14 protein-coding genes are annotated in these 16,401 nt (G+C 64.4%); 4 read left to right on the top strand and 10 right to left on the bottom strand.

The annotated features are described in order from the left end of the window. Window positions 1–381: 381 nt before the first annotated feature. Genes ACYG9Y_RS27265 through ACYG9Y_RS27255 form a run of 3 tightly spaced genes read right to left on the bottom strand, consistent with a single transcriptional unit; the run spans window position 382 to window position 3,760 of the window. Window positions 382–1,383, bottom strand: a complete 1,002-nt coding sequence (locus ACYG9Y_RS27265; protein WP_023737892.1) for a 4-hydroxyproline epimerase — start codon at window positions 1,381–1,383, stop codon at window positions 382–384. 13 nt (window positions 1,384–1,396) lie between these two features. Further along, window positions 1,397–2,815 carry an NAD(P)/FAD-dependent oxidoreductase gene (locus tag ACYG9Y_RS27260; protein ID WP_280790910.1) on the bottom strand — a complete coding sequence of 473 codons (1,419 nt, stop codon included), beginning with the start codon at window positions 2,813–2,815 and terminating at the stop codon, window positions 1,397–1,399. A 51-nt stretch (window positions 2,816–2,866) separates the two neighbouring features. Next, on the bottom strand, window positions 2,867–3,760 hold the full coding sequence (locus tag ACYG9Y_RS27255) for a dihydrodipicolinate synthase family protein (RefSeq protein ID WP_023737894.1): 894 nt from the start codon (window positions 3,758–3,760) through the stop codon (window positions 2,867–2,869). Window positions 3,761–3,829: 69 nt separating this feature from the next. Here ACYG9Y_RS27255 and ACYG9Y_RS27250 point away from each other — a divergent pair, with 69 nt between their 5' ends. Further along, on the top strand, window positions 3,830–4,519 hold the full coding sequence (locus tag ACYG9Y_RS27250; protein WP_050588433.1) for a GntR family transcriptional regulator: 690 nt from the start codon (window positions 3,830–3,832) through the stop codon (window positions 4,517–4,519). Between the two features lie 36 nt (window positions 4,520–4,555). Here ACYG9Y_RS27250 and ACYG9Y_RS27245 read toward each other — a convergent pair whose 3' ends face one another. Together ACYG9Y_RS27245 and ACYG9Y_RS27240 are read right to left on the bottom strand one after the other, a co-directional pair. Beyond that, window positions 4,556–4,855: a hypothetical protein gene (locus ACYG9Y_RS27245; RefSeq protein WP_023737895.1), complete on the bottom strand. Its 300-nt coding sequence runs from the start codon at window positions 4,853–4,855 to the stop codon at window positions 4,556–4,558. 203 nt (window positions 4,856–5,058) lie between these two features. Then, window positions 5,059–6,555 (bottom strand): CoA-acylating methylmalonate-semialdehyde dehydrogenase, encoded by a 1,497-nt coding sequence (locus ACYG9Y_RS27240; RefSeq protein ID WP_023684131.1) that lies wholly within the window; start codon window positions 6,553–6,555, stop codon window positions 5,059–5,061. A gap of 365 nt (window positions 6,556–6,920) precedes the next feature. On the opposite strand from ACYG9Y_RS27240, the gene ACYG9Y_RS27235 reads away from it, so the two are divergent. The 3 genes from ACYG9Y_RS27235 (at window position 6,921) to ACYG9Y_RS27225 (ending at window position 10,516) form a co-directional block, all read left to right on the top strand. Continuing rightward, a complete protein-coding gene (locus ACYG9Y_RS27235) occupies window positions 6,921–7,802 on the top strand; it encodes a LysR family transcriptional regulator (protein WP_023737896.1) in 882 nt (293 codons plus the stop codon). A gap of 123 nt (window positions 7,803–7,925) precedes the next feature. After that, window positions 7,926–8,366 (top strand): hypothetical protein, encoded by a 441-nt coding sequence (locus ACYG9Y_RS27230; protein ID WP_023737897.1) that lies wholly within the window; start codon window positions 7,926–7,928, stop codon window positions 8,364–8,366. Next, on the top strand, window positions 8,363–10,516 hold the full coding sequence (locus tag ACYG9Y_RS27225) for a phospholipase D-like domain-containing protein (protein ID WP_023737898.1): 2,154 nt from the start codon (window positions 8,363–8,365) through the stop codon (window positions 10,514–10,516). The genes ACYG9Y_RS27230 and ACYG9Y_RS27225 overlap by 4 nt, the downstream gene beginning before the upstream one ends. A 104-nt stretch (window positions 10,517–10,620) precedes the next feature. Here ACYG9Y_RS27225 and ACYG9Y_RS27220 read toward each other — a convergent pair whose 3' ends face one another. The 5 genes from ACYG9Y_RS27220 to ACYG9Y_RS27200 form a co-directional block, all read right to left on the bottom strand. Then, window positions 10,621–11,877 (bottom strand): D-amino acid dehydrogenase, encoded by a 1,257-nt coding sequence (locus ACYG9Y_RS27220; RefSeq protein WP_023668705.1) that lies wholly within the window; start codon window positions 11,875–11,877, stop codon window positions 10,621–10,623. Between the two features lie 93 nt (window positions 11,878–11,970). Next, the gene (gene alr / locus ACYG9Y_RS27215; RefSeq protein WP_023737899.1) at window positions 11,971–13,116 is read right to left on the bottom strand and encodes an alanine racemase; all 1,146 of its coding nucleotides are present in this window, start codon (window positions 13,114–13,116) and stop codon (window positions 11,971–11,973) included. Between the two features lie 74 nt (window positions 13,117–13,190). Beyond that, the gene (locus tag ACYG9Y_RS27210) at window positions 13,191–13,706 is read right to left on the bottom strand and encodes an RNA pyrophosphohydrolase (protein WP_023737900.1); all 516 of its coding nucleotides are present in this window, start codon (window positions 13,704–13,706) and stop codon (window positions 13,191–13,193) included. 2 nt (window positions 13,707–13,708) lie between these two features. Further along, entirely contained in the window at window positions 13,709–14,890 is a 1,182-nt protein-coding gene (locus tag ACYG9Y_RS27205; RefSeq protein ID WP_023737901.1) for a divergent polysaccharide deacetylase family protein, read from the bottom strand. A gap of 184 nt (window positions 14,891–15,074) precedes the next feature. After that, window positions 15,075–16,400 (bottom strand): S41 family peptidase, encoded by a 1,326-nt coding sequence (locus ACYG9Y_RS27200; RefSeq protein ID WP_023668701.1) that lies wholly within the window; start codon window positions 16,398–16,400, stop codon window positions 15,075–15,077. Between the last annotated feature and the right edge of the window lies 1 nt (window position 16,401).

The raw sequence follows: 16,401 nt of genomic DNA, 5'->3' as shown, positions 1-16,401 counted from the left end.
GGATTGCAACGTGATTTTTCAAACGTCGAGCGTGTTTTGCCGGCACGCCTTCCGATTGCCCGTTTTTTTGCTCCCGACCCCTGGACTATCGCGGACCCTATCATTGGCATAACGCAATGTCTTTGACGATTCAGCCGGGCCAGCGACCTCATTTCGAAGAAATCCCGGTCAAAATTCGGCGATGAGACGAATCCTTGCGTTGTTGGCGGGCTTCGTTTTTTAGCCACATTCCGTACTGACCAGCTGCAACATGGGTTCCTTCCCGACTTATGGCGGTGGATGCCTCGCCCAACGCGCTAACCTTTCGCTGACTGGTTTCGCCAAGAGGTCTCGCTCTGGGTCCAAGTCTTGGTCTCGGTGGATGATCGGCAGCCTACCGTATCACTTAACCACAAAACCGTGCGCGAACGGATCGCGGTCGTCGATGAAGATGGTGTTCAGGCCGGTCATCCGCGCCCAGCCGCCGATCGAGGGAATGATGGCCGGCTTGCCGGCAACAGTGACGTCCTTCTCGACCTTGCCCTTGAACAGCGAGCCGATGATCGATTCGTGGACAAAACCGTCGCCGGCCTTGAGCTTGCCCTTGGCATGGAGCTGCGCCATGCGCGCCGAGGTGCCGGTGCCGCAAGGTGAGCGGTCGATCGCCTTGTCGCCATAGAAGACGGCGTTGCGTGCGTCGGCCCCCTCCACCGTCGGCTCGCCGGTCCACAGCATGTGGAACAGCCGGTTGATGCCGGGGTTTTCCGGATGCACGAACGAGTACTTCTCGTTGAGCCGCTGCCGCACCACAGGGCTCCAGGCGACGAAATCGCCGGCGGAATAATCAGCCATGTCGCGAAAATTCGCCTGCGGCTCGACTATTGCGTAGAAATTGCCGCCATAGGCGACATCGACGGTGATCTCGCCAAGCTGCGGGCAGTCGACCGTCAGTCCCTCGGCATAAAGGAAGGACGGTACATTCGTGATGCGCACCTCCTCGACATAGTCGCCGACTTGCTTGTATTCGGCGATGACCAGCCCGGCCGGTGTGTCGAGCCGGAGCACGCCGGGTGTCTTCGGCTTGATCAGCCCATGTTCGATGGCCATCGTCACCGTGCCGATCGTGCCGTGGCCGCACATCGGCAGGCAGCCCGACGTCTCGATGAACAGGATGGCTATGTCGCAATCCTCGCGCGTCGGCGGATAGAGGATCGAGCCCGACATGACGTCGTGGCCGCGCGGCTCGAACATCAGCCCGGTGCGGATCCAGTCATACTCCGCCAGGAAATGCGCCCGCCGCTCCATCATCGTCGACCCCTCGAGCAAGGGACCGCCGCCGGCGACCAGCCGCACCGGATTGCCGCAGGTATGGCCGTCGATGCAAAAGAAGGATTTTTTGGCCATGATTTCCTCGAACTCAAAACCGTTGCGGGCTGAAGGGAGCAAGATCGATCCGCGAAGTTTGCCCGAGAACAAGATCGCGGATCAAGCGGCCGCTGGCCGCCGCCTGGGTCAGGCCGAGATGGCCATGGCCAAAGGCGTAGACGACGTTGGACGCGGTGCGCGCCGTGCCGATGACGGGCAACGAATCCGGCAGCGACGGGCGACACCCCATCCACTCGCGGCCACCTGACGCGTCCAGCCCCGGAAGGAATTGTCTGGCTTTTTCCAGCATGGCCTTCGAACGCGCAAAATTCGGCGGCCGGTCGAGACCGCCCAACTCGACGGCGCCGCCGACGCGCAAGCCCGTCTCGAGTGGCGTGATGACGAAGCCATGGCCGGAAAAGATCAGCATCCGCTGCACGTCGAAAGCGGTCTTCGGCAGTGTCGTGTTGTAGCCGCGCTCGGTTTCGAGCGGGATGGTGTCGCCAAGCGCCTTCGTCAGCAGATGCGACCATGCCCCGGCGGCCACGACAAGATGTCTTGCCTGCCTGGTCGTGCCGTCCGTCAGCGTCAGCGTCGCGCCATCAGGATTGGCGGCGACGCGCTCTATGCGCGCCTTTTCGAAACGCGCGCCCAGCCTTTCGGCATAGGCCCACACCCCCTTGCCGAGCAGTTTCGGATCGGCGACGGTCTTCCAGCCCGGCACGAAGGTGCCCTTGATGAAGCGCGGCGACAGTCCCGGCTGCAGCCGCGCCAGTTCGTCGCCTTCGACATGGCGAAAGCCGATGCCGAAGCGCTCGCGCGCCGCCCAGCCCGGCAGCCCGGCCTGAAATTCGGCCTCGCTTTCATAAAGCTCCAGCGAGCCGTCCTCGCGCAGCATCAGCCGCGTGCCGGAACGGTCGAGCAGGCCCATCCATTCAGCCTCGGCGAGCTTCATCATGCCTGCCTGAGCAGCAAGGCTCGCCTCATATTTTTCTGGTGCGCCAGCGCGCCAGAAGCGCAACAGCCAAGGCAACAGCTTCGGCAAGTAGGCCGGCGGGATGCTGAGCGGCCCGAGCGGATCGGCAAGCCATTTCGGCAAGTGCCGCATCATGCCCTTATGCGCCAGCGGCAGCACGTCGGAGAAGGCGAAGGCGGCGGCATTGCCGGAGCTCGTCTCCTCGCAGATGCCGGTGCGGTCGAAGACCGTGACGCTGCGCCCGGCCTCGGCCAGCATGGCCGCCGCGCAGATGCCGACAATGCCGCCACCGACAATGGCGATATCTACCCCTTCTCCCCGTTCACGGGGGTGAGGAGTGGTCCGCGAAGCGGTGGAAAAGCCGACTGCTTGGCTTTCCGAACGACGAACGCCCGGAGCGCCAGCGAAGGGCTGCGGGGCCCGAAGGGCGGATGAGGGGCGGCGGCCCTCCTCTGTGTCCCTGGAATTTCCTTGCACGTCGGCGCTGCCCCTCATCTGGCTGCCGCCATCTTCTCCCCGTGCACGTGCACGGGGAGAAGAAAGCCTTCAGAACTGCGGCAGCTTCGGCCGTACCGCCAGCGCGTCCTTGACGATCTTCTCGACCGCTTTGCGGCGCTCGCCCGACAGCGGCTGGCGCGGCATGCGCACGCGGTCATTTGTGTCGATCGCGAGCACTTCGGCAAGCTTGATGTTTTGGACCAGATAGGTCGAGACATCGAGATCGAGCAGCGGCCGGAACCAGCGGTAGATCGAAAGCGCCTCCTCGCGGCGGCCCTGCTTCATCAGCTGGTAGATGGCGACGGTCTCGCGCGGGAAGGCGACGACCAGACCCGCCACCCAGCCGATGGCGCCCACCGACAGCGCCTCGAAGGCGAGATTGTCGACGCCGGTGAACAAATCGTAGCGGTCGCCGAAGCGGTTGATGATCTCTGTCGAGCGGCGGATGTCGTCGGAGGACTCCTTGATGGCGACGAAGCGCTTGTCGGCGGCCAGTTCCTCCATCTGGTCGACGGTGACGTCGACGCGGTAGGCGAGGCGGTTGGAGTAGATCATCACCGGCAGGTCGCCGGCCTGAGCGACGGCGCGCAAGGCGGCGACCGTCTCTTCCGGGTTGGTGTGATAGATCGGGCTCGGTACCACCATCAGCCCGTTGGCGCCTTCCCGGCTCGCGCGCTTTGCGATGCTCGCCGCCTCGCGGGTGCCCGCCTCGTTGACCGTCAGCAGCACCGGCTTGTTGCCTGCAACTTTCTGGGCAGTCTTCAGCACCTCGATCTTCTCGTCATGCGACAGCATCGGCCCTTCGCCGAGCGAACCGCAGACGATGATACCATCGCAGCCTGCCTCCATCTGCAAAGCAAAGCAGCGCTCCATCTCGGCATGATCGAGGCGGTCGTCCTCAGTAAACTTGGTCGTGACGGCGGGGAAAACTCCGGTCCACATGATCGTCTCTCCATCTGATATATCAGCCGTATATCTATTTGAAAACCGGCTGTCAACGCGGAATTCATTATGATATATGTGAGATATATCAGGAGCCCACCTTTGATATCCAGTGAGACAGCATACCCCGAGCCGGCCGCCGCCAAGGCCTACCATGTACTCGAGCATATGATCGTGACGTTGGAACTGGCGCCGGCGAGCTTTGTCACCGAAGGCGCCCTCATCGAGAAGCTGGCGCTAGGACGCACGCCGGTGCGCGAAGCGATCCAGCGCCTCGCCTGGGAAGGACTGCTGGATGTCAGGCCACGCGCCGGCATCGCCATTGCCCCGCTTCATCCCGGCGACTGGCTGCGCGTGCTGGATGCCAGGCGCGGCGTCGAGGTGGTGCTGGCGCGCTCGGCCGCCCGCTTCGTCACCCGTGAGGCCGCCGACCTGTTTCATGAGGCAGCCCTTGCCATGCAGAAGGCCGTCATCTCGGGCAATGTGCTGGCCTTCATCCAGGCCGACAAGGCGCTCGACGAGGCCTTGGCGATGGCCGCCGACAACCCGTTTGCGGCCCGTCTGGCCGCGCCCCTGCAGACCCACAGCCGCCGCTTCTGGTTTCGCTACAAGGCCGACACAGGGCTGGCCGAATCGGCCGAACACCACGTCGCGCTAATCCGCTCGATCCTGGCCGGTGACGAAGAGGCTGCCGCCAAGGACGCCAAACGCCTTATGGCACTGCTGCGCGGCCATGCCGAAGTGGCCGCCACACGCTGAACTCCGTCTCTGCTCCAGACTTCCGACCGGTCTTTATCAGGTGCCCGGCAAGACTGCGGCCATGGTCGCCCCGTCCCAGCCTTCGCCAGCCGTGATGATGCAGCTTTGGCCGTGTGTGTCGGTGGCCAGGATGGTCCAGGTGCCCTGGTCGGAGACGAATATCTCAAGCACCACATTCGGGTTCACCAGGCCACGTGCGGCTTGGTTTTCATGGAACTTCTCGCCGAGCGCCTTGACCAGGTCGGTCCGCGCCGCGCATTGATCGGCTTTGGCCTCGGCGATGCCGGACATCGCGAACACCGCAAAGAACATCGCCGCCACAAGACGTCGTGTCATCTGACACCTCCTTGCGCCAGACGAGAACCCCGGCTGCAACCGGCGCTACTTTGATGGCCTGCACCACGGCAGGAATGCAATTTAAGGCAGATGACAGGCTCTTGGTTCCATCGCTTGAACGTGATGGCCAATGTCGGTTTCGTACAAAGAAAGGCCCGGGACGTTGAACCCAGGCCTTCTTGCCGATCTTCGAAATCGTCCGGTCAGTTCATCGTCGGGATGACGAACTCGGCACCGTCCTTGACGCCTGAGGGCCAGCGCGAGGTCACCGTCTTGGTCTTGGTGTAGAAGCGGAACGCGTCCGGGCCGTGCTGGTTGAGGTCGCCGAAGGACGACGCCTTCCAGCCGCCGAACGTGTAGTAAGCGATCGGAACTGGGATCGGCACGTTGATGCCGACCATGCCGACCTGGACGCGCGAAGCAAAATCACGAGCAGCATCCCCGTCACGGGTGAAGATGGCCACGCCGTTGCCCATCTCATGATCGTTGGCGAGCTTGATGGCGCTCTCATAGGTCGGCGCACGCACCACCGACAGCACCGGACCAAAGATCTCTTCCTTGTAGATGCGCATGTCAGCCGTCACATTGTCGAACAGGCAGCCGCCCATATAGTAGCCATCCTCGTAGCCCTGCATGGAGAAGCCGCGGCCATCGACGACCAGCTTGGCGCCTTCCTTGACGCCGGTGTCGACATAGCCCTTGACGCGTTCCAATGCCTGCGCCGTCACCAGCGGGCCGAAATCGGCGGACGAATCCGTCGACGGGCCGACTTTGAGGCTTTCGACACGCGGGATGAGCTTTTCCATCAGCCGGTTGGCGGTGTCGTTGCCGACGGGAACGGCAACCGAGATCGCCATGCAGCGCTCGCCGGCCGAGCCGTAGCCCGCGCCGATCAGCGCATCGACGGTCTGGTCCATGTCGGCATCGGGCATGATGATCATGTGGTTCTTGGCGCCGCCGAAGCACTGCACGCGTTTTCCCGCGGCCGTGCCGCGCGAGTAGATGTAATGCGCGATCGGCGTCGAGCCGACAAAGCCGATAGCCTTGATATCAGGATCGTCGAGGATGGCGTCGACGACATCCTTGTCGCCATTGACGACGTTGAGAACGCCAGCCGGCAGGCCAGCCTCGAGGAACAGTTCGGCGATGCGCATCGGCACGCCAGGGTCGCGCTCGGAAGGCTTCAGGATAAAGGCGTTGCCGCAGGCCAGCGCCGGGGCAATCTTCCACAGCGGGATCATGGCCGGGAAATTGAACGGGGTGATGCCGGCAACGACGCCAAGCGGCTGGCGCATCGAATAGACATCGATGCCGGGGCCGGCGCCGTCGGTGAACTCGCCCTTCATCATGTGCGGCGCACCGATGCAGACTTCGACCACTTCGAGGCCGCGCTGGATGTCGCCCTTGGCGTCGGCGATGGTCTTGCCGTGCTCGCGCGCCAGGAGATCGGCCAGTTCGTCATAGTCGCGGGCAACCAGTTCAAGAAACTTCATCAGCACGCGCACACGCCGCTGCGGGTTGGTCGCAGCCCATTTGATCTGTGCTTCCTTGGCATTCAGGACAGCCGCACGCAGTTCAGCCGGCGAAGCCAGCGCCACCGTGCCGCGCACCGAGCCGTCCATCGGCTGCATGACGTCCTGCTTGCGCCCGCTGGTCCCGGCGACATGCTTGCCGCCAATGAAATGACCGTATTCGATCATGGTTTCTCTCCCTGAGTTTGTGATGAAGCATTCAACGCCTTTGCAGGCGCGAAGGCAACGCGAGGGGAAACGCAACCGTTGTGCGGGAAATAGACAACGAAGGACGAGTGTGCATTAATTGCCGCAAATTACAGATTGCTGAAAGGCCCGAAGGTTGCGCTCCGTCACACCCCCCTCTGTCCTGCCGGACATCTCCCCCGCAAGGGGGGATATCAGATGTGGTTGTTGCCTTCGCAAATCTTCAACGCTGCAAAAAAGGTGCCGTCGGCGGAGCTGCCAATCTCCCCCCTTGCGGGGGAGATGGCCGGCAGGCCAGAGGGGGGTGGGCGGGAACGCCGCGTTCGCCGCTAGCCCGGATCACCCCCATGAACTGGGATGATGTCCGCATCTTCCTCGCCGTGGCCCGCGCCGGGCAGATCCTTGGCGCCGCCAAGCGGCTGGAACTCAATCACGCCACCGTCTCGCGCCGTATCGCAGCGCTTGAGGATGCGTTACGGACAAAACTGTTTCGCCGGCTTACCACCGGCAGCGAGCTGACGCCGGCCGGCCAGCGCTTTCTCGACATTGCCGAGCGCATGGAAGCCGACATGATCGCCGCACGCTCCACCGTGTCGGGCGAAGGCGACGATATCTCCGGCACTGTGCGCATCGGCGCCCCCGACGGGTTCGGCGTTGCATTCCTCGCCACGCGTCTTGGCGCGCTGACCGCGCTGCACCGCGAACTCACCATCCAACTGGTGCCGGTGCCGCGTTCCTTCTCGCTGTCGCGGCGCGAGGCCGACATCGCCATCACCGTCGAGCGGCCGAGCGAAGGCAGGCTGGTGGCGGGAAAGCTGGTCGACTACACCCTCGGCCTGTTTGCCTCGCGCGACTATGCGCAGGCGCACGGCTTACCCGAGACCGCTGCCGAACTCGGCCAGCATACGCTGATCGGCTATGTCCCGGACCTGATCGTCAGCCCGTCGCTCGACTATGCGGCGGAGTTCAGCCCGGACTGGCGCACCAGCTTCGCCATCTCCTCAGCGCTGGGCCAGGCCGAAGCGGTGCGGTCGGGCGCCGGCATCGGCATCTTGCACACGTTTGTCGCCCGCTCGATGCCGGAGCTGATCCCCGTCAACATCGTGACGCCGATCCGCCGCGCCTACTGGCTGGTCTATCATGAATCGGTCCGGCCGCTGCGCCGCGTGCAGATCGTCGCCAACTTCATCACCAAGGCGGTCGAGAGAGAGCGCGGGCTGTTTGTCTGATGGCCGCGCCGCCTTGCCTTCGCCACAAAATCGGCCAGTGTGGCAACAAGCGCGATGTCGCCTATCATTAAGGATTGGCTGCGCCGGGTGGGACACTTTTTTGCAAAGCTGGTGCGGATCAAAATGCGAGCGGTGCTCGCCATCTTGCCGCTTGTCGCGCTTTCCGCCTGCGCCAATCCATGGACCGAAGTTCCGGAAGCCGAATTGCCCAAGCCGGTCCGCATCGCAATGGCCCGCCCGTCGCCTTTCGTCTTCGGCAATTACTGCGGTCCCGGCACCCGCACCGGCGACCTCTCGGCTCGCCCTGTCAATCGCCTCGACAGCGCCTGCCAAATCCATGACGCCTGCTACATCGCGCGCCATAATCATTGCGACTGCGACGGCGCGCTCGTCGCCTCGGCAAAGGCGATCCGTGATGACAAGACAGCGCCGAAAAAGGAGCGCGGCGAGGCCGAGCTTTTGATCGCCACTTTCGCACTTCCCGTCTGCAAGGTCTTTCCGCAAGGCTTTATGCCGCCGCGCGACCCGGCTGAGCTGAAGACGATGAACGGGGCCACGGGATGAACCGCGCCATCTGCCTGGCTCTGGCCGGGCTGGGGCTGGCGGCCCTTGCCGCTTGCGCCGCCCCGATTCGGCACAGCTGCGATTTCTTCCCCGATGCGAAGGATTGCGGCCGGCCGTCGGTATCGGCCGGCACGCCCGGACCGCAGACTGCAGCAGCAGCGTTTTTCGGCGATGCCGGTGCCAGCGACTATGAAAGGCAGTTTCTGGCGCTGCTCGCCCACAACCAGATCGGCGCCATCGACAGGGCGAACGGCACCGGTCCGTTCGGCCATGACCGCCACGCCATCGCCAACCGCGATTTCCAAGCCACCTACCGGACACTGGAACAGCTGGCGAAGCCGGTTGCCGCCGAACAGATGCCGGCAGTGAGCGGCACAGCCGGCGAAGGCCATTTCGACGGCCGCTGGCGGGTGTCGCGGCAGACGCTCTATGTCGCCGCCGCCGCGCGGCCCTCCGCGCCAAAGACGTTCAGCTTTTCCGGCCTGCAGGCGCGCTCGGTCGAGATCGTGATGCGCCAGCCGGGAAAGCAGCCGGTTGAGATATCGGGCGCCTGCGACGGCGCGCTGGCGATTCGCGCCGGCGGTGGCTCGCGCAGCGTGGCGAGCGGTGCCGCCTTCCGGCTCCGCCTGTCGGCCGAGCAAACCGCCAGCCTGTTCCCCAGCGATGGTTTGAACCGCTGCAGTCTCAAGCTCAGCTCCAGTCTGGCGCCGGCAGGCGCCCCGCTCACCATCCTGCGCGAAGAGGTTGCCTATCCGGCGATAGCCGCGCTCGACAGCCGCTACGAGCGTTGTCCAGTGCCCGATCCATCCGGCCTGGATAAGCTTGCCAGCGTCTTCTACGCCGGCCGCTGGCTGTCGCAGACCTGTTCGCTGCCGCTCGGGTCACCGCGCCTGTTACGCAAGTCGCGCGACGGTTTCAACGCCAAGGTCGAAGCGCTGCTCGGCGCGCCTTTACCCGACAGCGCCTTCGACAAGGCCGACCCCGAACTGCCGCTCGATTTCTCGCGCGCGCCGAAACTCAAGCTGGTCTATCTGTCGTCGCTGGAGTTCAAGGCCGATTTTTCCGGCCGCGTCATCGAGCGGCTGATCCGCCATCACGCAGCCCTCGGCACCAAAGTGCGCATCATGGTCACAGACGTGCTGGAGCGCGACAAGGACGATGCCCTGCTGCACCGGCTGGCGGCCGATTATCCCAATGTCGAGTTGCAGGAATATCGTTGGCGGGCCGACCACGGCGCGCCGGTCGACGAGCAACTGTCACAGCTGCACAAGACCCATCACGTCAAGATGCTGGCGACACTTGCCGAGGATCCCGCCCGCTCGCGCGTCATCATCGGCGGCCGCAACATTCATGACGGCTTCCTGTTCCACAAGCCGATCGACCTGTCGCGCTATCCGAACCTCGAGCAATACGGCAAGACCGACGGCCTCTCGCTCAACTACTATTCGAACTGGAGCGATTTCGACATCGAGTTTGCCGACCCGGCCACGGTCGAGACGCTGGCCGCGCATCTCTCGACATTGTGGCTGCGCGACGCCGACACCAACATCGCAAGACCCTTCTCCATTCCGGTGCGCTCCGACAGCCGGCGCCCGCCGGGCACGGTGCGCCATTTCATTTCCGTGCCCTACGAGGACAACCATGCGCTCGAGACCTATTTCGTCGAGCTGATCGACACTGCCCGGCACCATATCGAGATCGTCAATCCCTACCTTAATCTGACGCCGAAGCTCAGCCTGGCCATCGAGCGGGCGCTGGCGCGCGGCGTCAGGATCGACATTGTCGGCCGCATCGACCTCAAGGGCGATATTGGCGGCAAGCTGCTGACCGCGCTCAACAAGCTGTTCGTCGAGAAATATGGAGACCGCATCAACATCCGCGAATTCAAGGCGCCCGATGTCGTGCTGCACTCCAAGATCATGATGATCGACGAAAGGCTGGTGACGATCTCGTCGGTCAATCTCAAGAACCGCAGTTTCTTCCACGATCTGGAGAACGGCATGACGGTGCTCGACCCTGCCTTCTACGCCAGGATGCAGCCGGTCTACGACGACTATGTCGCCCATTCGAATCCGGTATCGACCAAGGTAATGATCCCCTGGGCCTACCGGTGGCTGTTCTCGAAGGGCTGGGTGAAGGAGGCGTTTTGAGAGGCTGGCGAGGCTGAAGGAATGCCGTTCTGTAGCGATCCTTTACACCCCCTCTGTCCGGTAGGACAGAGGGGGTGCTGGCCCGCGAGCTTTAGAAAGCACCCCTACCTCAAATACCGCTCCGGCCCCAGCTCCCGCACATCGATATCAGGCACCTTGCTGGAGATGATGTCGGACAGCACCTTGGCCGAGCCGCAGGCCATGGTCCAGCCAAGCGTGCCGTGCCCGGTGTTGAGATAGAGGTTGGAGAACTCGGTGCGGCCGACCAGCGGCGGCCCGTCCGGCGTCATCGGCCGCAGCCCGCACCAGAAGGACGCCGCCTTGAGGTCGCCGCCATCCGGAAACAGATCGCCGACCGAATGTTCGAGGGTGCGCCGGCGCGATTCATGCAGCCTGAGATCGAAGCCGGAAATCTCCGCCGTGCCGCCGACGCGGATGCGGTCGCCGAGCCTGGTGATCGCCACCTTGTAGGTTTCGTCCATTACCGTCGACACCGGGGCGGCGACCGCGTCCTTGATCGGAACGGTGATCGAATAGCCCTTGACCGGATAGACCGGGATCGGGCGCCTGAGCAGGCGCATGAAGCGCGCCGAATAGCTGCCCAGCGCCAGCACATAAGCGTCGGCCGCGCGCGAGCGCTGGTCGGTGCCGACGCTGACGATGCGATTGCGGTTCTTGGAGAAGCGCCGGATCTGCGTACCGTACTCGAACGTGACGCCGCGCGCCACGCAGAGCTCGGCCAGCCGATCGGTGAACATCTTGCAGTCGCCAGTTTCGTCGCCGGGCAATCTCAGCCCGCCGACAAACTTTTCCCGCACGCCGGCCAGCGCCGGCTCGGCCCCAATGCAGCCTTCGGGATCGAGCAACTCGTAGGGAACGCCATATTTCTTCAGCACCTCGACATCGCCGCCGGTGCCGTCGAGCTGCTTTTGCGTGCGAAACAGCTGCAGCGTGCCCTTGGTCCGCTCATCATAAGCGATGCCGGTCGCCTCGCGCAGCGCCTTCAGCGTGTCGCGGCTGTATTCGGCGAGCGGCACCATGCGCGCCTTGTTGATGGCGTAGCGATCCGCGGTGCAATTGCGCAGCATCTTGATGAGCCATGTCCACATATACGGATCGAAGGCCGGCCGCACCACCAGCGGGCCGTGCTTCATCAACAGCCACTTGATTGCCTTCAGCGGAATGCCGGGGCCGGCCCAGGGCGAAGCATAGCCCGGCGAGATCTCGCCGGCATTGGCGAAGCTGGTTTCCAGCGCCGGCCCTTTCTGGCGGTCGAACACCGTCACCTCGTGGCCGGCCTCAGCGAGATAATAGGCAGTGGTGACCCCGATAACGCCGCCGCCCAACACGAAGATCTTCATCGCATCACTCTCCACGACGACTTCCGTCAGAGGGCCGCCGCCTCCTGTCTGCCGGATTCTGCGGCGTCCGCCAAGGGGCGGCGTGTCGCGGCTCTATGAGTTGACATAGCGGCGGTGGAAGCGGGGGCCGAGACTGGTCAGGATTTCATAGCCGATCGTGCCGGCATGACCGGCGGCGTCATCGACGCTCTGCGAGGGGCCTAGGAGTTCGACAAGGTCGCCCTCGCGCAGCCGGCCGGCCGGCAGGGCCGAGATGTCGAGTATGATCGAATCCATCGACACCCGCCCGACAAAGGGCAGTCGCACGCCGTCGAGCCAGGCAGCCGAAGCCGCGCGCCGGTGCCAGCCATCGGCATAGCCGAGCGAGATCGTGGCCGCGCGCAAGGGACCGCTGGCCAGAAACGCATGTCCGTAGCCGACGCCCGCGCCCTTATCGATGCCGCGTGTCTGGATGATCTTTGCCTCGAGCCGCACGACCGGCAGCATCGGGTTCGCCTCATCAGGCGTCGGATTGATGCCGTAGAGCGCAGCGCCAGGACGCGCGAGGTCGTACTGATAGCGCGGCCCAAGAAAGATGCCGGAGGAATTGTCGAGCGACGCCGGCGCCCTGGGCAGCATTTTGCGCAGCCGTTCGAATTCCCGAAGTTGCGCGTCATTGGCCGCATTGGTCGGTTCGTCGGCGCGGGCCAGATGGCTCATGACGAGGACGACATCGACGCCGGCGAAAGCATCGGCCGTAAGCGCCTCGACCTCTGCCGGCGCCATGCCCAGCCGCGACATGCCGCTGTCGACCTGGATGGCGGCCTTGAGCTTGCGGCCGGCCTTTTGGCCTGCCTCGCTCCACGCCTTCAGTTGCCCGGTGCTGTTGATGACGGGAACAAGGTCGGCGGCCACCGCTTCAGGTTCCGAGCCCGGCGGCAGGCCGTTCAGCACATGGATTTCCAGCTTCGGTCCGAGTGCGTCGCGCAGCGCGACACCCTCGGTGAGATGCGCGACAAAGAAGCTGTCGCAGCCTTCGGCAACCAGTGCCGCCGCCACTTGCCGCGCGCCGAGCCCGTAACCGTCGGCCTTGACGACGCCGGCGCAGCGCACGCCGCCGAGCTTTGCCTTCAGCCGCCGGTAATTCTCTCGGATAGCGCCGAGATCGATGGTGAGAACGGCGCCGGCCGCCGCTTCGCTGATCGGCTGCAAGCCGGCTTCCGGTGCAGAATGCAATGACTTCCCTGAGGCGCTGCTCATCCCCGCTCCTGACCAGAGCACGAAACAAACCCTATCAGTAAGGACAGATCATGGACGTCGCAACAGCGAGCCGCCTAAGCCAAATGCCGGAACGCCGTCACCACGTCCTCATAGACCTTGCGTTTGAACGGCACTATCAGATCGGGCAGGTCCTGCATTGGCCGCCATGCCCATTCATCGAATTCGGCGGTGTGGCCGCCCGGCGGCGGATTGATCTGGATCTCTCTGGTCTCGCCGTGAAAGCGGTAGGCGAACCATTTCTGCGTCTGGCCGCGATAGCGGCCCTTGAGGGCGATGCCGACCAGATCGCGCGGCAGGTCGTAGTTGATCCAGTGCGGCGCCTCGTCGAGCAGCGTGACCGAGCGCATGCCGGTCTCTTCATAGAGCTCGCGCCCGGCCGCCTGCAGCGGCTCCTCGCCCTCGTCGATGCCGCCTTGCGGCATCTGCCAGAGCTGCGTGGTCCCGGCAAATTCGCTGTCCGGTTCGGCGATGCGGTGCCCGACCCAGACCAGCCCGTCGCCATTGAGGATCATCAGTCCTACGCAAGGGCGGTAAGGCAGCGTCTCGGGGTCGACAGGTTTCTTCGTCATGATCAGCCTTTTTCCGGGTCGATGGCCACCGCCGAGATCGGCACGATCTCGATGCCGCGCTTTTTTGCTTCGACCACCCAGGACGCCACGGTATCGACGGTGAGGTCGAAGGCCGAGCCGATGCCGACGGCGGAGCCTTTGGCACGCGCGGTCGCTTCCAGCGCGTCGAGCTTTTTCAGGATGGCGCCGCGGTCCTGCACGGCGTCGATTGCCGTATCGCCGGCGACGAATGGCACACCGTCCTTCAAGGCGAGATCGGACGCCAGGCTCCGCGCGGACGAGCCGTCATCGACATAGGCAAGGCCGCGCTTGCCAAGCTCGGCCATGAACGGCCCCATCGCCGTCGCGTCGGCCGAAAAGCGCGCCCCCATATAGTTCATGACGCCGGTATAGTTGGTGGTCCGCGACAGCGCCCAGCGCAGATTCTTCAGATTGTCGTCCGGGCTTGCCGCCACCGTCAGCGTGTTGCGGCCGGGATTGACGTTGGGATAGTCGAACGGTTCGAGCGGCACCTGCATGACCACCTCATGCCCGCTCTGCCGTGCCGCCTGCATCCAGCGGCCGATGCTGTTGCCTTGCGGCGCAAAAGCCAGCGTCACTTCGGCCGGCAGCTTGGCGATCGCGGCCTGCGTGCCGGTCTGCGACACGGCAAGCCCGCCGATGACGATTGCCACTCGAGCGCCACGCGAACCCGACCACGGCCGCGCATAGACATCGAACGGCCGCCGGCCGTCAGCGGCGCGAACCGGCAACGGGCCGGTGTCGCTGGCCTCGATCAGCGCCCTGTCGGGGATATGCGCGATCTTCAGGTTCTGGCCGATCGTCGACGGGTCGTGGATGACGATGGCTGCATTGGGCGGGCCATCACCCTCCTGGGACTGCACATGGATGATCTGCGGACCGCTGGCCTTGGGCGTTTCCGCCTTCGGCGCTGCCGCCGTCGCTTGAGCAGTGGGCGCTGCGGCCGCGGGCTCGGCCGCCGCCGTCACCTTCGGCGTCGAGAGCGCGATTGCTTCCGGTTTGCGGAACGGCTTCTCGCGCAGCGCGATCGCACCGGAGATGCCGACCGCGGCCAGCACGACCAGCGTCGCCGCGACGGCGCCAGCGCTGATCCCGCGCGACGCGGCACGCGGTCGGACGGTCTGTCCGAGCGGGCGTTCGATGTCCTTGCCGACGTCAGCCAAGCCGCATCCCCCGGGCGCGTGATCAGCGAAATCTTTTCGCCATGCGCAGATCCAAAACTGACGGCGCGTCCCCTGCGCCTTTTGAGGCGCAGCGCCCAGCGGTCCCCGAATCAAACTGCCGGAACCTCACGGTCCCGGCAGCATTGCATCGCTTCGATTGGGCAGCCAGAGCTACCAGTCGATTTTACTGGTTGAGCACTGCCTTCTCCGGATTCGGCGGGAATGCCGGATCGGTCTTCTGGCCGCGCAGCAGCTGTTCGGCATAGATCAGCTGCAGATCGTCCTTCGGATCCGGCGGCACATAGGCAGCCGAGCCCGAGCCGGTATCGCTCTCGTCGGCGCCCTTGATATGGCCCTTGAGGTCCGATTCGCCGCGCGTCAGGTCCCTGCCCTGCAGTTCGGGCGGCAGCGGCTGGTCGACCTTGATGTCGGGCGTGATGCCCTTGCCCTGGATCGACTTGCCGGACGGCGTGTAATAGAGCGCCGTCGTCAGGCGCAGCGCGCCGTTCTCGCCAAGCGGGATGATGGTCTGCACCGAGCCCTTGCCGAATGACTGCGTGCCGACCACTGTGGCGCGGCGCAGGTCCTGAAGCGCGCCGGCGACGATCTCGGAGGCGCTGGCCGAACCGCCATTGACGAGCACGATCAGCGGCTTGGCGCCGATGTCGTCGCCTGCCTTGGCGTCGAAGCGTGTGACGTCCTTCGGGTCGCGGCCGCGGGTCGAGACGATCTCGCCACGGTCGAGGAAGGCGTCGGACACGCTCACCGCCTGGTCGAGCAGGCCGCCCGGGTTGAGCCTGAGATCGAGCACATAGCCCTTGAGCTTGTCGTTCGGCACCTGCTTCTTGATGGTGTCGATGGCATTCTCGAGGTCGTCATAGGTCTTTTCGGTGAAGGAGGTGATCTTCATGTAGCCGATGTCGTTCTCGACCCGGAACTTGACCGCCTTGACCTTGATGATATCGCGCACCACCGTCAGCTCGATCGGCTTGTCGGCGCCTTGGCGCAGGATGGTCAGCTTGATCGGCGTGTTGACCAGGCCGCGCATCTTTTCGACTGCATCGTTGAGCGTCAGGCCGCGAACCTCTTGGCCGTCGATCTTGGCGATATAGTCGCCGGCCAGCACGCCTGCCTTGGCAGCCGGGGTGTCGTCGATCGGCGTGATCACCTTGACCAGGTCGTTCTCCATGGTGACCTCGATGCCGAGGCCGCCGAACTCACCCTTGGTCTGCACGCGCATGTCCTGCGCCTGCTCGGCATTCATGTAGGAGGAGTGCGGGTCGAGCGAGGTGAGCATGCCGTTGATGGCGTTTTCGACCAGCGACTTGTCGTCCGGCGGCGTCACATACTGCGCCCGCACGCGCTCGAAGATGTCGCCGAAGATCGCCAGTTGCTTGTAGGTCTCGGAGCCTGCAGCGTTCGCCGTCGAGCCGGGGGCGCCATAGACCAGGCTCATCGCTGACGCGCCCATCAGCGCACCGGCAATAAGAAGCGACAGTTTCCGCATCATT

The sequence above is a fragment of the Mesorhizobium sp. W050 genome (assembly GCF_054719535.1).
This window is presented reverse-complemented; position numbering and strand designations above follow the sequence as displayed.